This window comes from Pseudomonas sp. CC120222-01a, assembly GCF_003097235.1.
In the GTDB taxonomy this organism is placed as follows: Bacteria; Pseudomonadota; Gammaproteobacteria; order Pseudomonadales; family Pseudomonadaceae; genus Aquipseudomonas.
On the sequence record NZ_QEQQ01000004.1, the window covers coordinates 268,294 to 285,526 of the forward strand.

Genomic DNA, 17,233 nt, shown 5'->3' on the forward strand with positions numbered 1-17,233 from the left:
CGCAGCTTTCAAAGCGTACACCCTGTTACCCGAGCGCCTCCCGCAACCGGTACCACAACATCCCCAACGCCAGCAGCGGTGAGCGCAGCGCCTTGCCGCCCGGGAACGTCAGGTGGGGCACCGCGCTGAACACATCCAGCCCCTGGCTCTGCCCCAACGCGATGCCTTCCGCCAGCAGCTTCGCCGTCCAGTGGGTCACGTTCAGCCCATGCCCGGAATAGCCCTGGGCATAGAAGACGTTGGGGTGCTGGCTCAGTCGCCCCACTTGCGGGAAGCGGTTGGCGGTGATGCCGATCATGCCGCCCCACTGGTAGTCGATGCGCACATCGGCCAGCTGCGGGAACACCTTGAGTACCTTCGGCCGCATGTAGGCCGCGATGTCCTTGGGGTCGCGCCCGGAATAATGGCAGGCGCCGCCAAACAGCAAGCGGCGGTCGGCAGTGAGGCGGTAATAGTCCAGGCCGACTTTCTGGTCGCACATGGCCATGTTCTGCGGGATCAGCTTGCTGGCTACTGCTTCCGGCAGCGGCTCGGTTGCCACCACGTAACTGCCGGCCGGCAGCACTTTACCGCTCAGGCGTGGTTCCAGTTCGTCGAGGTGGGCGTTGCAGCCCAGGACCAGGCTCTGTGCCCGCACCTTGCCTCGAGCCGTGTGCAGCGTCACCGTGGAACCATGTTCGATGCGCAGCACCGGGCTCTGTTCGAAGATCCGCACACCGAGGCCATGGGCCACGCGCGCTTCGCCCTGGACCAGGTCGAGCGGGTGCAGATGGCCTGAGCCCATGTCCACCAGGCCGCCAGCGTACTGGTCGCTGGCGACGATCTCATGCATGCGTTCGGGCCCGACCAGGCGGGTTTCGTGGCGGTAGCCAAGGCTGGCCAGGTCCTCCTGTTCAGCCTTGAAGGCAGCGAACTGTGCCGGGGTATTGGCCAGTTCGCAGAAGCCCCAGCGCAGGTCGCAGGCGATCGCATACTGTTCGATGCGGCGAGCTACCAGGGCCACCGACTCGATGCCGGCCTGCTGCAGGTAGCGCACGCCGTCCTGGCCGACGTAGCGGGCAAAGCCGCTGACATCATGGCCGATGCCGCGAATCAGCTGGCCTCCGTTGCGCCCGCTGGCGCCCCAGCCGATGCGGCGGCCTTCCAGCAGCACCACGCTGAGCCCGCGTTCAGCCAGTTCCAGCGCAGTATTGACCCCGGTCAGGCCACCGCCGACCACGCACACGTCAGCGGTCAGTTCGCCGTCGAGGCTGGGGTAGGGCGTCGTGTTGCGCGCCGTGGCGGCGTAGTACGACGCGGTGTGTTGGGTATCGAAAGGCATGGCGCGTTCTCGGTTCAGCGGTTGGACTTGATCTTGCTCCAGGAGCGGGTCATGACGCGCATGATCTTCGGGCTCGGGGTGCTGGAGATGTACAGCTTGTCCAGTACCGCCTGGGGTGGGTAGATCTCGGGGTTGTCGACCAGCGACTTGTCCATGTAGGCCTGGGCATCAGGGTTGGCGTTGGCGTAGCCGACCGTGGCGCTGACCTTGGCGATCACCTTCGGGTCGAGCAGGTAGTTGATGAAGGCCAGGGCCTGCTCAGGGTTCTGGGCGTCCTTGGGGATGGCCAGCAGGTCGAACCACAGGTTGCTGCCTTCCTTGGGAATGCTGTAGGCGATCTTCACGCCGTTCTTCGCTTCCACGGCCCGGTTGGCCGCCTGGAACACGTCGCCGGAATAGCCGAAGGCCACGCAGATATCACCATTGGCCAGGTCCGAGACGTACTTGGAGGAATGGAAGTAGGTGATATACGGGCGCAGTTCGAGCAGGCGCGCTTCGGCCTTGGCATAGTCGCCCGGCTTTTCGCTGCGCGGGTCCATGCCCAGGTAGTTGAGCATCGCCGGGAACAGCTCGTCGGGCGAGTCCATGAAGGCCACGCCGCATTGCTTGAGCTTCTTCAGGTTTTCCGGCTCGAACAGGGTTGCCCAGGAGTCGATATGGTCCACGCCCAGTGCGGCCTTGACCTTTTCGACGTTGTAGCCGATGCCGTTGGTGCCCCACAGGTATGGCACTGCATACTGGTTGCCGGGGTCGTTCTGCTCAAGCTGCTTGAGCAGCTTCGGGTCCAGGTGCTGCCAGTTCGGCAGCTTGCTGCGGTCCAGCGGCAGGAACGCACCGGCCTGGGCCTGGCGGGCCAGGAAGTGGTTGGAAGGCACCACCACGTCGTAGCCGGTGCGGCCGGCGAGCAGCTTGCCTTCCAGGGTTTCGTTGGAGTCGAACACGTCATAGACGACCTTGATCCCGCTGCTGGCCTGGAAGTCGGCCAGGGTCGTGTCCCCGATGTAGTCGGTCCAGTTGTACACGCTGACGCTGGGCGTGGCCTGTGCGGCGGCGCCGAACAGCAGGGCGAATGTGGCGGGGATCAGGGCTTGCAGATGACGCATGTCGACACCTCGTTGGTCTTGTTCTTTGAATTCGGTGCAAGGGGGCGGCTGGCGCCCCCTGAAAATCACACGCTCAGCAGCAGGAACTCGCGCTCCCAGGAACTGATGACGCGCTTGAAGTTTTCATGCTCGGCGCGCTTGACCGCCACATAGCCCTGGACGAACTGTTTGCCCAGGTACTGCTGCACGGTTTCGCAATCTTCCATGTGCTGCAGGGCATCCTCGATGGTGATCGGCAGCCGCAGGTTGCGCCGCTCATAGGCACGGCCCTGGACCGGCGCGCTCGGCTCGATCCTCTCGACCATGCCCAGGTAACCGCACAGCAAGCTGGCGGCGATCGCCAGGTAAGGGTTGGCGTCGGCGCCCGGCAGGCGGTTTTCCACGCGCATGGCATCAGGGCTGGAGGTCGGCACGCGCAGGCCGGCGGTGCGGTTTTCCTCGCCCCACTCGACGTTGACCGGTGCCGAAGTGTCCGGCAGGAAGCGGCGGAACGAGTTGACGTTCGGCGCGAACATCGGCAGCAGCTTGGGGATGTACTTCTGCAGGCCACCGATGTGGTGCAGGAACAGCTCGCTCATGCTGCCATCTTCATTGGCGAATATCGGCTTGCCGGTGGCAATGTCGACCACGCTCTGGTGCAGGTGCATGGCACTGCCCGGTTCGTCGGTGATCGGCTTGGCCATGAAGGTGGCGGTGACGTTGTGCTTGAGCGCAGCTTCACGCATGGTGCGCTTGAACACAGTGATCTGGTCGGCCAGGTCCAGCGCGTCGCCATGGCGGAAGTTGATCTCCATCTGCGCCGGGCCGTCTTCGTGGATCAGCGTGTCCAGGTCCAGGCCCTGCAGTTCGCACCAGTCGTAGACGTCTTCGAACAGCGGGTCGAATTCGTTGGCCGCGTCGATCGAGAACGACTGGCGCCCGCTCTCGGCACGGCCCGAGCGGCCCAGCGGCACTTGCAGGGGCAAGTCCGGGTCTTCGCAGCGCTGGGTCAGGTAGAACTCCATTTCCGGCGCGACAATCGGCTGCCAGCCTTTGTCGGCATACAGCTTGAGCACTTTCTTCAGCACGTTGCGCGGCGACAGCTCGATCGGGTTGCCGTGCTTGTCGAAGGTGTCGTGGATGACGATGGCGGTGGGCTCGATGGCCCACGGGATCTGGTAGACCGCCGTCGGGTCCGGGCGGCAGATCATGTCGATGTCGGCCGCATCGAGCAGGTTGTAGTAGATGTCGTCGTCGACGTAGTCGCCGGTGACTGTCTGCAGCAGCACGCTCTCGGGCAGGCGCATGCCGCGCTCGTGGAGGAATTTGGCGGTCGGTGCGATCTTGCCGCGGGCGATGCCGGTCAGGTCGCTGATCACGCATTCGACTTCAGTGATGCGGTGTTCTTTCAGCCAGGTGGACAGCTGATCGAAGGGGGCGTTCATACAGACCTCTTGGTTGGGTTTTTGTGTGCGCGGCAGGTGCCGGTGACTTCCCAGGTGGCGCGCTGGAGACTATCTTGAGCGCAGGCCCGCAAAGCCATCTATCCACTTTCTTCGGCAATGAATGCACCAAAAGAGTGCAAATAGGACAAAGCGTGACAACGGCCAATGCCTTGCAGGTTCAGGCTTTCCACACCACCGATGTCACCGAACAGGTGCGCGCCACCCCCGGATGGCAGCAGCAATACCGGCAGATGTCGCCAGGGCATTTCAGTGGCCAACTGCGCTGCCTGGGGCTCGATGGTGTAGAGGTATACGAAGAGCGCCTGAATACCCGGGTCGAGCAGTTCTTCCGTGCGCCGAGCGGTTCATTGGCGTTCTGTTTCGACCAGAGCGAAAACAGCCTGTACCTGCTCAACGAGCAGAGCCGCAACATCTGGATCACGCCGGAGAACTACCAGGAAGTCGCCGTGGTGTTCGACCAGGCGTTTCTCGCCCGCCACGGCCTGGACCCGCAACGGCTCGAAGGCTTGTTCATGGTGCCATTGGGCAGCGGCCAGAATGCGTTGTTCGGCAGCTGGCTTAGCGCCACCTTGACCCGCCTTGGCCAGGCCGATTGCCCACTGCAAGGGCAGGCACTGGCCGAGCAGTTGCTCGAGGACTGCCTGTTCATCCTCGACAACGCCTGCCAGCGCTTGCAGGGCGGGGCGCTGGGGCGGCGTGGCGAGGAGCGGGCGATCATGCAGCGGGTCAGTGAGTGGGCCGCAGATTGCCCGGAAGAAACCCTCAATCTGGTGGAGCTGGCCGAGGTGGCCGGTGTGTCGCTGCGCCAGCTGCAGCAGGCGTTCAAGGCGTTTACCGGGATGCCGCCGGCGCACTGGCTGCGCTTGCGTCGGCTCAACGGCGCGCGGCGGGATCTGTTGCGCGGCGGTGAGGTGACCGTGGCTGAGGTGGCCATGCGCTGGTCGTTCTGGCATTTGGGAAGGTTTTCAGAGAGTTACCGGCAGTTGTTCAAGGAATTTCCGAGCGAGACTCTCAAGCGGGGTAGGGGCTGAGATTCTTGTTGTCCATACTGGCCTCTTCGCGGGCACGCCCGCTCCCACAGGGACATCACTGCCCTCAGGTCTGGTGATATCCCTGTGGGAGCGGGCGTGCCCGCGAAGAGGTCGGTACAGACAACCCAGCATTCCCATTGGAAAATTGCTATCGTGCCCGGCAGTTTCCACCCGAGGTCCCGATGTTCTACCTGCCTTTGCCCAGCGACCAGGCCGACCGCCTGGCCAGCGCGCCCCTCGCCACCGACTTCTTCCCCAGCGCCAGCCTGCTGGAAGCTGCCGCCGTGCTGTTCGTGCAGAACCTGCCGCGCCAACCGGCCAGCGCCTCGGCGGACACACAGGAGCGCCGCTTCGCCGAGATCGTGCGCATCGCCAATGAAGTCGAAGCCGCAGCCCCGGGCCGCTTCCAGCGGCAGGTCGCGCAACACTTCGACCGCGAGGCGTTCGCCATGGGGCTGGGCATGCTCGGTGAGAACGGCGTCGCCCTGGTGTCAGCCGAAACCGAGTACCAGGCCGACGAGTTCCAGGACGCCGAAGGCCAGTGGAATTTCCAGTTCGCCGACAGCTATCGCCAGCGCGTAACCCCGCTGCACCCGGTGTACCTGCCGTCACTGGCCAGCGACCTGATGCTCAGTGACCAGCAGAACCGTCTGCTGCGCGAATTCCTCTGCGGCGTCGACGAATCGGTAGCCGTGCAGGGCTTCGCCGGCACCGGCAAGACCTTCCTGATCCACCAGTTCGCGCGCCTGCTCGACCCCCAGCGCACGCTGTTGCTGGCCCTCACCGAAGGCCAGTTGCGGGCGTTGCAGGCACGGGTGAAGGATGCCCAGGCCTACACCGCGCTGACGTTCGGCCAGTTGGCCGACGAAATTCTAAACCGAGACCTCACCAGCAATGGCTGGCGCCTGCGCGACCCATACCGCACCAAACTGTCCTGGCGCCCGCAGGAGGCGCAGGTGGTGCGCTGGCTGAACATCCCCGACATCGGCCCGCTCGCCGCGCGCGATGTGGTGGCTCTGTGCGTCAAGGCCGTGCGCAGCTTCTGCCGCAGCGGTGACAGCCAGTTGCAGCTGCATCACCTGCCCTGGGCCGGGCCTGGCACCACGCCGCTGGACCAGGAAGTGCTGCTGGAAAAGGCCCGCCTGTACTGGCACGAACTGATCCGCCCGTCCGCCCGTGAAATCCAGCTGCCGGTACGCGACTACCACCGGGTCAAGCTGCTGTCGCTGACGGCCGAGGTGATCGACAGCCGCTACAGCCACGTCATCGTCGACGAGGCCCATGAGCTTTCCGCCCCGATGCTGGCCGTGCTCGATCGCAGCCCGCAGTCAGTGATTGCCCTGGGCGACGAGTTGCAGAACCTCAACGGCCTCAGCCCGCACCATGGCAACTTCATCCGTCAGCGCTACATTGACCATTCGTTGCGCGCCGGCCCGGCCATGGATGGCGTGCTCAACCCGTTGATCCAGGCGCACCCGGCGGCGATCCAGGCCGCCTTCAGTGGCAGTGCCGAGCATTACACCCGGGTGAGCTTCTTCGACACGGTGACGGTACCTGAACAGCCCACCGCCTTGATCGTCGATGACGAGTGGGGCCTGTTCGGCTGGTTCCAGCGCCTGACCCATCAAGGGGTACCGTTCGTGCTGCTGAAGAGTGCGCGCAAGGATTTCGAGCTGTTCGTCGAGGACTGCATCGAGCTGTACCGCTACGGCACCCGGGCGCGCCACCCGATGCTGTTCCGTTACCCCAGCTGGCAGGCGCTGGAGCAGGACAAGGGTGACGACAAGGCGTTTGTCGCCGTGGCCGGCATGCTGCGCAAAGGCTATACCGCCGAGCACTTTGCCAAGGCCAAGAGCCGTTACCGCTGGGACAAGGCGCCGAAGCTGTTCCTCGGGCGGGTGCGGGATGTGAAGAACATGGAGTTCGCCCGGGTGATGGTGTCGCCGGAGCTGATGGTGGCACCGAGCACGGCGGGCAATCGCAACGAGCGGGCGCGGATGCTGGCGGGGCTGTATACCGCCTGTTCGCGGGCGCGGCATGAACTGATCGTGCCGGGGGGGATGCTGGACTGGGTCAAGGACCAGGTCCGGGATTGAAGAATCGGGGCCGCAAAGCGGCCCCAATGCCTTGAATCAGTTACGATCCAGCCACACGGTCTGGGCATTGGTGAACTCGCGCACACCGAAGTGCGACAGCTCACGCCCGAAACCGCTCTTCTTCACGCCACCAAACGCCACGCGGGGGTCAGAAGCGCAGTAGCCGTTGATGAACACGCCACCGGTGTCCAGCGCGGCGGTCATGCGCTCGGCCAGCGCATAGTCGGCGGTGTAGATGGTCGATGCCAGGCCGAACTCGCTGTCGTTGGCCAGCTCTACGGCATGTTCGGCATCACGGGCCGTGATGATCGCCGCCACCGGCCCGAACAGCTCCTGCTTGAAGGCGGTCATGTCCGGGGTAACGTTGGCGAACACGGTCGGTGCGTAGAAGTTGCCCACGCCTTCGACCTTGTTGCCGCCCAGCAGCAGGGTGGCGCCTTCGGCCAGCGTCGCCTGGACCTGGCCATCCAGCTCGTCACGCAGGTCGTAGCGGGCCATCGGGCCGATGTAGGTGTCGTCTTCCAGCGGATTGCCGATTTTCAGCTTGCGCGTGGCTTCGACGAACTTGCGCGTGAATTCCTCGACCACACCTTCTTCGATGATCAGGCGCTTGGCGGCGGCGCAGACCTGGCCGGTGTTCTGGTAGCGACCGATCACGGCGGCCTGCACGGCGGCGTCGATATCGGCGTCAGCCAGCACGATGAACGGGTCGGAACCGCCCAGCTCCAGCACGCACTTCTTCAGCGCCGCACCCGCCTGGGCACCGATGGCCATGCCGGCGCGCACGCTGCCGGTCAGGGTCACGGCGGCGATGCGCACGTCGTTGATGGCGCGGGTGACGCCGTCCGGGGTGACGTTCAGCACTTCGAACACGCCTTCAGGCAGGCCGGCGTCCTTGAACAGCTCACCCAGCAGGTAGGCGCTGCCCATCACGTTCGGCGCGTGCTTGAGCACGTAGGTGTTGCCCGCCAGGATCGCCGGCACGGCGCCGCGCAGCACCTGCCAGACCGGGAAGTTCCACGGCATCACCGCGAGGATCGGGCCCAGCGGGCGGTATTCGATGCGGGCTTTCTCGACCTGGGTCGGCTCGGCGGCGAGCATGGCCGGGCCGTGCTCGGCATACCAGCGGCACAGGCCAACGCACTTGGCGACTTCACCACGGGCCTGGGCGATCGGCTTGCCGATTTCGCGGCTGATCATCTGCGCGAAGGCTTCGGCCTTGGCTTCGAGGGTGCTGGCCAGGGCGAGCAGGTACTCGCTGCGCTGACCCAGCGACACTTGGCGCCACTGGCCGTAGCCAGCCTTGGCACGTTGCAGCGCCGCTTCCAGTGCGGCGTCGGTGTCGAAGGGGTAGGCGCCGATCTGCTCGCCGCTGAACGGGTCGACGGAGATGGCGTGGGTCAGGCTGCTGATCGCACTCATGGCGGGGCACTCTCGTTGTTGTTAATCAGTGACGCCAGACTAGTGGGCTATGGCTTTAATGAAAACTGAATAATAATGAGCGAAACATTCACGTTTGGAGAATGACTGTGGACCTGGTGCAACTGGAGATCTTCAAGGCCGTGGCCGAGCAGGGCAGCATCAGTGCCGCCGCCCAGCACATCCATCGGGTGCCGTCGAACCTGACCACGCGCATCAAGCAGCTGGAGGAGGACCTCGGCGTCGAGCTGTTCATCCGCGAAAAAAGCCGCCTGCGCCTGTCGCCTGCGGGCTGGAACTTCCTTGAATACACCCGGCGCATCCTCGACCTGGTGCACGAGGCGCGGCTGACCGTGGCCGGCGAAGACCCGCAAGGCACCTTCGCCCTGGGTTCGCTGGAGAGTACGGCAGCGGTGCGTATTCCGGCCTTGCTGGCCGCTTACAACCAGCGCTACCCCAAAGTTGACCTCGACCTGTCCACCGGGCCCTCGGGGACCATGCTCGAAGGCGTGCTGGCGGGGCGCCTGGTGGCGGCGTTCGTCGACGGCCCGGTGCTGCACCCCACGCTCGAAGGCATGCCGGTGTTCGAGGAGGAGATGGTGATCATCTCGCCGCTCAATCACGCTCCGGTCACACGTGCCCAGGATGTCAACGGTGCGAGCATCTACGCCTTCCGTGCCAACTGCTCTTACCGCCACCACTTCGAGAACTGGTTCGTCCAGGACCAGGCGGTGCCCGGCAAGATCCACGAAATGGAGTCGTATCACGGCATGCTCGCTTGCGTCAGCGCCGGTGCCGGCCTGGCCATGTTGCCGCGCAGCATGCTCGACAACATGCCCGGCTGCAGCACGGTCTGCGCCTGGCCGATGCAGGAGCAGTTCCGCTACCTGAAGACCTGGCTGGTGTGGCGCCGCGGCACGGTTTCGCGCAGCCTGAGCATGTTCGTGAAACTTCTCGAAGAGCGGCGAACGGCGTGAACATCAGCAGTGGATGGGGTCCAACATTAGGTAAGCCATCTCCCTGAGGAGGAGCTGACCATGCGTAACCATCACTATGCTTTGGGCGCCACGCTGCTGATCGCACTGGCGCTGCCCTGGACCCTGGCCGCCGCCGCGGAAGTGGACGACCACAACGCCCCCATCGACATGCAAGCCGTGCAGCTGCAGCCGCAAGAGCAGAACGGCGTGCGCTACCTGGAAGGTGGTATCGGCCAGGACGAGGCCAATGCCATGCGCCACACCAAGGGCTATGATCTGCACGTCGAACTGTCGACCGGCGCCCACGGCCAGTTCGAAAGCGGCGCTGCGGTCGATATCCAGAACGCACAAGGCAAGTCGGTGTTGAGCCTTCAGGATGCCGGGCCACTGGTCTATGTCCAGCTGCCACCGGGCCAGTACAAGGTTGTCGGCCAGGGGCAGGGCACTACCGTCCAGCAACTGGTCACCGTGAACGGCAAGACGCCTGCCACTGCCAGCCTGAACTGGCACTGATCGGTGAAAACGGGTGGAGTACGTCTGTACTCCACCTGGAGGGGAGCCTGCCGGCATGAGCCTCGACTCACCCTTGCAAGCACTGGAGCAGCAGGGAGGAGGCTGATTACGACTGAGCCACCTGGGCACTGCGGGTAAATTCAAACAATGCTGGCAATTCACTTTCAACTTTCTGATTATCTGGACAATAATCAGAAAAGTATTACCCCGTGTGACCGGTTGGATGCACCGTTCACCGCAAAAATCGAGGGGCCCAAGCCCCCACTTGCCCGTGTGACCATCAGGAGAAGTCATTGATGAAAACCCGTCTTGCCAGCACGCTGGCCGCCGCCCTGTTGGCGCTTGCCGGCAGCAATCTGGTTCAGGCCGCAGAGATTTCCGGTGCCGTGGGGGCGACCGGCCAAGGCGACATGACCTACCGCCTCGGTATGTCGTTCGATTGGGACAAGCAGTGGCTGAAGAGCGACATCGGTTATGTGACGGGCTACTGGGATGCGGCCTACACCTACTGGGAAGGTGGCGATGCCAGCGGTGCCCACTCGCTGTCGTTCAGCCCGGTGTTCACCTATGAGTTCAGCGGTTTCACCTACACCCCGTACGTCGAAGCCGGTATCGGCCTGGCGGCCTTCTCCAAGACCGAGGTGGGCGACCATGACCTGGGTTCGGCCGTCAACTTCGAAGACCGCATCGGCTTTGGCCTGAAGCTGCCGGGTGCGCAGAAGGTCGGGGTCCGTCTGATTCACTATTCCAATGCCGGCATCAAGCAACCGAACGACGGCATCGAATCCTACTCGCTGTTCTACAGCAAGAGCTTCTGATGTTTGGGGCCGCCTGGCGGCCCCAGCCTTTCAGAAGGTGTAGGAAACCCCGGCCTGCACCGTGCGCGGCGCCCCCGGGTACACGTAGGTGTTGAACGCCCCTTCGTCATAGCCTTTGTTGAACACGTTCTTCACGTCCAGGTTCAACCGCACGTGCTCGTTGACCTTGTAGAAGCTCAGCAGGTCGACCACGCTGTAGCGCTCCATGGTGTAGGTGCTGGCCGCCGTCTGCCCGGCGCGGTCATCCACATACTTCACGCCAACCCCCAGTCCCAGGCCCTTGGCCAGCCCATCCTGGAACTCATAGGTGTTGAGCAGGCTGAAGCTGTTGCGCGGGATGTTCGCCAGGCGGGTGCCGGTGGGGATGCTATTGTCCTTGGTCACCTCGGCGTCGACATAGGCGTAACCGCCGATCATCCGCCATTCCGGGGTCAGGTTGCCGGCGACGTTGATATCCAGGCCGCGGCTGCGCACTTCGCCGGCAGCGACGCTGTAGGTGCCGGTCGGGTCGTTCGGGTCGCGGGTCAGCACGTTTTCCTTGACGATGTGGTAGATCGCCGCGTCCACGCTCAGCTGACGGTCCAGCGCTTCCCATTTCACGCCCAACTCATATGACTTGCCCTTTTCCGGGTCGAAGCCAGTGCCTTGCAGGCTCGCGCCGCTGTTGGGCTTGAACGAGCGCGCGGTGTTGGCGTAGACGGCAACGGTGTCGGTCAGGTCGTAGATCAGGCCGAAGCGTGGGGTGACGCCGTTTTCGCCCTTGTTGAAGTCACCGGCATTGTTGAGCTTGTTGTCGTAATCATGCTCGTAGCGCTCGAAGCGTACCCCGGCGAGGGCTTTCAGGCGCTCGGTCAGGGCTACCTGGTCCTGGATGAAGGCCGCCCAGGTCTTGAGGTTTTCCTTGTCATGGGTGGTGGTGCGGGTCAGGGCAGGGCGCGGCTGGCCCAGCACCGGGTCGAAAATGTCGATCGGGTAGGCGCCGGTACCGGCGGCCGAACGCTGGATGATCGAGTTGTAGTCGTAGTCTTCGTACTCGATACCGGTCAGCAGGGTATGGGCGAAGCCGCCGGTGTCGAAGTGGCCGGTGAGGTTGAGCTGGTAGTCGCGGTCGGTCCACTCCAGCTTGCGGTAGTTGAAGTTGCGCCCCAGCGTGCGACCGTCGGCCTGCAGGCCATTGGCTTCCACGGCATTGCCCTTGAGCGAGCCGTCCAGCCATTGCAGGCCGCCACCCAGGGTCCAGTTGTCGTTGAGCAGGTGCTCGAAGCGCAACTGGGCCATGTTGTTGTCGTTGTGCAGCAGGTTGTCGCTGCCTTTTTCCCAGATGTTGGTGTCGCGCGAGGCCGTGCCGATCTGGCCGGGCAGGCGGGTCAGGCCGCGATCCAGCGGGTGGTTGTTGCGCATGAAGTCACCTTCGAAGATGACCTTGGTGGCGTCGTTGACCTGCCAGCTGATCACCGGTGCAACGTCATAGCGCTCGCTCTCGACATCGTCGCGGAAGCTGTCGCCACCTTCACCCAGCACGTTCAGGCGATAGGCCAGTGAGCCATCGGCATTCAACGGTCCGGTTGCATCCAGGGTCGCGCGGTGCATGCCCTGGTCGTCGAACTGGCTACCCAGGGTCACCTTGGGCTCGGCCAGCGGCTGCTTGCTGACCACGTTGAAGGTGCCACCGGGGTCGCCACGGCCGTAGAGGCTGGTGGCCGGGCCGCGGATCACTTCCAGGCGCTCGACGGTGTTGGCATCGGGGGCGTTGGGGTAGCCGCGGTTGATCGGGAAGCCGTTGCGGTAGAACTCGCCGGTGGTGAAGCCGCGCACGGTGAAGGTGGTCAGGCCCTGGCCGCCGAAATTGTTGGCGCGGCCGACGCCACCAGCGTAGTCCAGGCCGTCCTGCAGGCGGGTGGCGCCGGTGTCTTCGAGCACATCCTTGGGCACCACGCTGATCGACTGCGGGGTCTCGTGCAGGGCGGTGTCGGTGCGCGTGGCGCTGGCCGAACGGGTGGCCTTGTAGCCATCCACCGGGCCATCGGCGCGTTCGCTGTCGGCGCTGCTGGTGATGTTCAGGGCCTGGAGTTCGATCCGGGCCGGATCATTGAGCGGTTCGGGCTCGGCGAAGGCCAGCGGGGAGATAGCTTGAAGCACACAAAGCGAAACGAACGTGCGACGCATCGACGGTACGATCCTGGAGTAGGGCGCTGAGGGGGAGTGTGGGAAGCGTCGAGAAACTACTACGAATCATTATCAAATGCATTCTTTTTTATTAGAACTGGTGTACCAGATACCGTGCGCCTGGCAGGACCGGCCTCTTCGCGGGCGCGCCCGCTCCCACAGCGGCCCCGCAGCCCATCAGGCTGGTGGTATACCTGTGGGAGCGGGCAAGCCCGCGAAGAGGCCGACCCAGGCAACTCAGGGCTCAGTGAGCACCCTTGATCGCCAGCACATTGCACAACGGATGCTCCAGCACATGCGCTGTGGTCCCGCCCAGGAACGTCTGCATCGCATCATGCCGATGGCTGCCCATCACGATCACATCCACCCGGCTGTGGCTGACGAACTGGGCAATCGCCCGGATCGCCGCGCCCTCGACAAAATGCCGTCGCTCCAGCGGAATCTGGTGGTGGTCGCCCAACCGGTTGAATGCCGCCCGCTGCGCCGTGCGCACACTGCCATCGAACCCCGGCATGGTCACGGTGCCGGCACCAAAGTCGGCGATATGGGTCTTGGCCGCATCGCACACATGCAGCAGGTGCAGTTCGGCGTTGCATTGCAGGGCCAGGGCATGGGCGCCGTGGATCACCTGGTCGTCCAGGTGCTCGCCGGCACCGTGGCAGTTGAGGTCCACCGCCGCGGCGATCTGCCGGGGTAGCGGCAGGCGGATGTCGCTGACCAGGTGCACCGCCACTGGGCTTTCCTTGAGCAATTGCCAGTCCAGCGGCGTGACTAAAAGACGCTTGAGCACCGGTTCGTGCTGCACGTCCTTGATCAGCAGGTCGCAACCCAGCCGTTCGATGCGTTCGAGCACGCTGCCCAGCGGGTCACGGGTCAGCAGCAGTTCAGTGGACACATCGAGCCCGGCGTTGCCCAGTTGCTCGGCTTCGTCGGCCAGCCACTGGCGGTTGTCACCGAGCAGCCGTTCCCGCTCGCGGCCGTCGCTCATCAGGCCAAAGGTGTCGACATCGTCGACGAACACATTGATATCCAGCAGGGCACCACTGGACTCGGCCAGCGCCGCCGCGCGCTGCAGCGCCGGGGAATGGCGCATTTGCGGGCCGAGCATGACGAACAGACGCTTGAACTGGCTCATCGCACACCTCCACGTGTGGCAGCCCCCCGGTTCATGCCATGTCATCTGGTCTGTACAGTCTAGACCCCGTTCAGCCAGGCAAAACCCTTCACGCTTTTTTCACCTGACGCTGGTATCATCGCGCCACTCATTGGGGAGTAGCCTGCCTTCACGCACTGCGAAGGCGCTCTGGTCAACATATTTGGCAACCTGCCATGGCCAGCGCATCCACCCGGATTGGCGAGACCAACGACCTTCCTGCAGCCAAGCCGGGCCTGCAGGTCGTCTGTCGTTGACTCGTTGCCCGGCTGGAGTCCGATCGTTGAATCCCATTTCCCTCGTCTTTCTCGCCTTCGCCATGTCCACGGATGCCTTCGCGGCCGCCATCGGCAAGGGTTCGAGCCTGCACAAGCCACGTTTGGCCGAGGCCCTGCGCACCGGCCTGATCTTTGGCGTCATCGAAGCCATTACCCCGGTCATCGGCTGGTTGCTGGGCCAGGCGGCCAGCCAGTATGTCGAACAGTGGGACCACTGGATCGCCTTTACCTTGTTGCTGCTGCTCGGCGCGCACATGGTGCATGCCGGCCTGAAGCCGGATGATGAAGAGGAAGAGAAACAGAGCCAGCATTCGTTCTGGATCCTCGCGGTGACGGCTGTGGCCACCAGTATCGATGCCCTGGCAGTGGGCGTCGGCCTGGCTTTTGTCGACGTGAACATCTGGGTGGCGGCCGCCGCGATCGGCCTGGCGACCATGACCATGGTGACCATTGGCACCATGCTTGGGCGAGCGCTGGGGTCGGTGGTGGGCAAGCGTGCCGAGATCGTTGGCGGCATTGTGCTGATGCTGGTCGGTGCGACCATTCTCTATGAGCACCTGAGCGCGGCATAAGCGCTAGCGAGGCCGCTCAGCGGCCTCCTGCCACCCTCCACCCAGCGCCGCATACAGGTTCACTTCCGCCACCAACTGCGCCAGGCGGTCACTGATCAAACCCTGCTGCGCCGTGAACAGCGAGCGCTGGGCATCGAGAAAGGTCAGGCTGCTGTCCACGCCGATCCGGTAGCGATGCTCGGCCAGGTTGTAGTAACGCTGGCTCGACGCCACCAGCTCGCGCTGCGCCTGCAACTGGCGCTGATAGGTGGCCCGAGCCGCCAGGCCATCGGCCACTTCCTGGAACGCGCTCTGGATGGCCTTTTCGTACTGCGCCACCTGAATGTCCTTCTGCAGCCGTGCATAGTCCAGGCTGGCGCGCAGGCTGCCGGCGGTGAAGATCGGCAGGCTGATCTGTGGCTGGAACAGCCAGGTCCCGCTGCCACCGTCGAACAGGCCGCTCAGCTGCGGGCTGGTGCTGCCGGCGTTGGCGGTGAGGCTGATGCTGGGGAAGAACGCCGCCCGCGCTGCGCCGATGTTGGCGTTGGCTGCGCGCAGCTGGTATTCCGCCTGGACGATGTCCGGGCGGCGGCGCAGCAGGTCCGAGGGTAAGCCCGCTGGCAGCCCGGCGATCTGCTCGTCGGCCAGGGGCAGGGCGGCCAGGTCGCCCTCCACCGGCGTACCCACCAGCAAGGTCAGCTGGTTGAGGTCCTGGGCCACCTGGCGTCTGTAGCGCGCCACCGTGGCCCGGGTGCTGTCGACGCTGGTGCGTGACTGTATCTGGTCCAGTGCCGATACCGTGCCGGCGCGGCGCTGGGCGCGGGTCAGGCGCAGGCTGCGCTCGTCGGCGGCCAGGGTTTCCTGCGACAACACCAGCAGCTCCTGATCGGCCCGCCAGGTCAGGTAGGCGCTGGCGACACTGGCCACCAGGCTCAATTGAGTGCTGCGCCGCGCCTCTTCACTGGCCAGGTAGGTCAGCAACGCCTGGTCACTGAGGCTGCGCACGCGACCGAACAGGTCCAGTTCGTAGGCGCTGATACCCAGCGTTGCGGCGTAGGTCGAGCTGATCATGCCCTGGTCGGTACCGGTCATGCCCCGCGGCAGGTACTGGCGCTTGCCCTGGGCATCGGCCGACACCTTCGGCAGCAGGTCGGCACGCTGGATGCGGTACTGGGCGCGGTAGGCTTCGACGTTCAGCGCCGCCTCGCGCAGATCGCGGTTGTTGGCCAGGGCGCTGTCGATCAGTCGGCGCAGCACCGGGTCCTGAAACACCGGGCGCCAGTCCTCGGCGGCCTGACGGGCCAAGCTGTCACCCTGGTAGGCCGGGCCTTGCGGGAATTGCCCGGGCACAGGGGCGGCGGGGCGCTGATAGTCCGGCACCAGGGAGCAGCCGCACAGCAGTGCGGCGCACAGGGTAAGGGCATGTCGGGGCATCACGGGCTCTCGTGCAGTCAGGCGTTGGCCATCCATTTCGCCAGCCCATGGCGGCCACTGACCCCCAGCTTGGCGGTAGCGCGCTTGAGGTAGGTTTCGATCGAACTGTTCTTCACGTTCAGCTTCTGCGCCATTTCCGGCACCGTGCCCCCTGTCAGCAGGCCAATGCACACTTCTTCTTCGCGGGTGGAAAGCTTGACGGCTTCCTGGGCCAGGCGCTCGCCAAAAGTGTGGCGCAATGACCCGGCTTCAAGGTCGACCAAAGGCGAGCCGACGCGCTGGGCCTGCCCCTGGCCGAGCAGTTGGCCGTGGTGTTCGACCAGGGGCAGCAAGGTGTCGGAAAGGCTCTTGAGGTGTGACAGCTCGGTCAGGGTAAACGCCCTTTGCTCGGGCAGGCGATGGAAACAGATGACCCAGCGCCGGTCGCCGCTGCAGGACACCAGGTGGCACTGGTGGGGATGTTGGGCGTCCAGAGGGGCCTTGAACTCGATCAGCAGCGGGTCGTCCATCTGCATGATGCTCTGCAGTAGCGGGTGGCGCAGTGGCCCGTTGCCGGGTCGCTGCTGCTCCAGGCCGGCACTGCCCAGCAGCCTGATGTGGCTGACACGGGCCTGGCGCGGGTCCAAGGTCCATTCACTGAGCTCGAGCCTGTGGATCGGTACCTGGGCATCAACCAGGCGCAACATCTGTGCGGCGAAGGCGTCGGCGCCGGTACTGGCGATCAGTTCGCCCAGTTGCAGGTACAGCTGAGGGTCGGGGCGGTGTGCGAGGCTGGCGGTCAGGTTCATATGCTTTCTTCCTTGATTCAACGCGTTACGGCGGGTGGTCTCGCGGTCGAGTGCTCCGGGTGGTGGGGACGGGTGTCGGTATTCAAGCCCGCAGCCCGGGCTGCGTCTGTAATGGAAAACCGGGACAGAAAATGCCAGCA

Annotated in this window: 14 protein-coding genes and 1 riboswitch; of the genes, 6 read left to right on the forward strand and 8 right to left on the reverse strand. The window is 64.5% G+C overall.

What is annotated here, in order from left to right:
* Window positions 1-25: 25 nt before the first annotated feature.
* The 3 genes from N430_RS08280 to N430_RS08290 all read right to left on the reverse strand — a co-directional run bounded on the left by N430_RS08280 (window position 26) and on the right by N430_RS08290 (window position 3,848).
* The gene (locus tag N430_RS08280; RefSeq protein ID WP_110639001.1) at window positions 26-1,321 is read right to left on the reverse strand and encodes an FAD-binding oxidoreductase; all 1,296 of its coding nucleotides are present in this window, start codon (window positions 1,319-1,321) and stop codon (window positions 26-28) included.
* A gap of 14 nt (window positions 1,322-1,335) precedes the next feature.
* Window positions 1,336-2,424 (reverse strand): polyamine ABC transporter substrate-binding protein, encoded by a 1,089-nt coding sequence (locus tag N430_RS08285; protein ID WP_110639002.1) that lies wholly within the window; start codon window positions 2,422-2,424, stop codon window positions 1,336-1,338.
* A 65-nt stretch (window positions 2,425-2,489) separates the two neighbouring features.
* The gene (locus N430_RS08290; RefSeq protein ID WP_103447193.1) at window positions 2,490-3,848 is read right to left on the reverse strand and encodes a glutamine synthetase family protein; all 1,359 of its coding nucleotides are present in this window, start codon (window positions 3,846-3,848) and stop codon (window positions 2,490-2,492) included.
* 152 nt (window positions 3,849-4,000) lie between these two features.
* Here N430_RS08290 and N430_RS08295 point away from each other — a divergent pair, with 152 nt between their 5' ends.
* Window positions 4,001-4,900, forward strand: coding sequence for a helix-turn-helix domain-containing protein (locus tag N430_RS08295; protein ID WP_110639003.1), 900 nt, complete (start codon window positions 4,001-4,003; stop codon window positions 4,898-4,900).
* A gap of 182 nt (window positions 4,901-5,082) precedes the next feature.
* Entirely contained in the window at window positions 5,083-6,996 is a 1,914-nt protein-coding gene (locus N430_RS08305) for an AAA family ATPase (protein ID WP_110639005.1), read from the forward strand.
* Between the two features lie 36 nt (window positions 6,997-7,032).
* On the opposite strand, the gene N430_RS08310 is transcribed toward N430_RS08305, so the two are convergent.
* The gene (locus N430_RS08310) at window positions 7,033-8,418 is read right to left on the reverse strand and encodes an aldehyde dehydrogenase family protein (RefSeq protein WP_110639006.1); all 1,386 of its coding nucleotides are present in this window, start codon (window positions 8,416-8,418) and stop codon (window positions 7,033-7,035) included.
* Window positions 8,419-8,525: 107 nt separating this feature from the next.
* Here N430_RS08310 and N430_RS08315 point away from each other — a divergent pair, with 107 nt between their 5' ends.
* The 3 genes from N430_RS08315 (at window position 8,526) to N430_RS08325 (ending at window position 10,723) form a co-directional block, all read left to right on the forward strand.
* Window positions 8,526-9,392, forward strand: coding sequence for a LysR family transcriptional regulator (locus N430_RS08315; protein ID WP_218278049.1), 867 nt, complete (start codon window positions 8,526-8,528; stop codon window positions 9,390-9,392).
* A 60-nt stretch (window positions 9,393-9,452) separates the two neighbouring features.
* Window positions 9,453-9,905 (forward strand): carboxypeptidase regulatory-like domain-containing protein, encoded by a 453-nt coding sequence (locus tag N430_RS08320; RefSeq protein ID WP_110639007.1) that lies wholly within the window; start codon window positions 9,453-9,455, stop codon window positions 9,903-9,905.
* Window positions 9,906-10,201: 296 nt separating this feature from the next.
* Window positions 10,202-10,723, forward strand: a complete 522-nt coding sequence (locus tag N430_RS08325; protein WP_110639008.1) for an acyloxyacyl hydrolase — start codon at window positions 10,202-10,204, stop codon at window positions 10,721-10,723.
* Between the two features lie 30 nt (window positions 10,724-10,753).
* Here the strand turns inward: N430_RS08325 and N430_RS08330 are convergent, their stop codons facing one another.
* Both N430_RS08330 and N430_RS08335 read right to left on the reverse strand, forming a co-directional pair.
* Complete coding sequence (locus tag N430_RS08330; RefSeq protein WP_110639009.1) at window positions 10,754-12,889, reverse strand: TonB-dependent siderophore receptor; 2,136 nt, start codon at window positions 12,887-12,889, stop codon at window positions 10,754-10,756.
* A gap of 244 nt (window positions 12,890-13,133) precedes the next feature.
* Window positions 13,134-14,024 (reverse strand): universal stress protein, encoded by an 891-nt coding sequence (locus tag N430_RS08335; protein ID WP_110639010.1) that lies wholly within the window; start codon window positions 14,022-14,024, stop codon window positions 13,134-13,136.
* 120 nt (window positions 14,025-14,144) lie between these two features.
* Window positions 14,145-14,315, forward strand: a riboswitch (yybP-ykoY riboswitch).
* Window positions 14,316-14,325: 10 nt separating this feature from the next.
* On the opposite strand from N430_RS08335, the gene mntP reads away from it, so the two are divergent.
* Window positions 14,326-14,892, forward strand: a complete 567-nt coding sequence (gene mntP / locus N430_RS08340; protein WP_110639011.1) for a manganese efflux pump MntP — start codon at window positions 14,326-14,328, stop codon at window positions 14,890-14,892.
* 3 nt (window positions 14,893-14,895) lie between these two features.
* On the opposite strand, the gene N430_RS08345 is transcribed toward mntP, so the two are convergent.
* Together N430_RS08345 and N430_RS08350 are read right to left on the reverse strand one after the other, a co-directional pair.
* Window positions 14,896-16,305, reverse strand: a complete 1,410-nt coding sequence (locus N430_RS08345) for an efflux transporter outer membrane subunit (RefSeq protein ID WP_110639012.1) — start codon at window positions 16,303-16,305, stop codon at window positions 14,896-14,898.
* A gap of 17 nt (window positions 16,306-16,322) precedes the next feature.
* Complete coding sequence (locus tag N430_RS08350) at window positions 16,323-17,093, reverse strand: helix-turn-helix transcriptional regulator (RefSeq protein WP_110639013.1); 771 nt, start codon at window positions 17,091-17,093, stop codon at window positions 16,323-16,325.
* Window positions 17,094-17,233 lie beyond the last annotated feature (140 nt).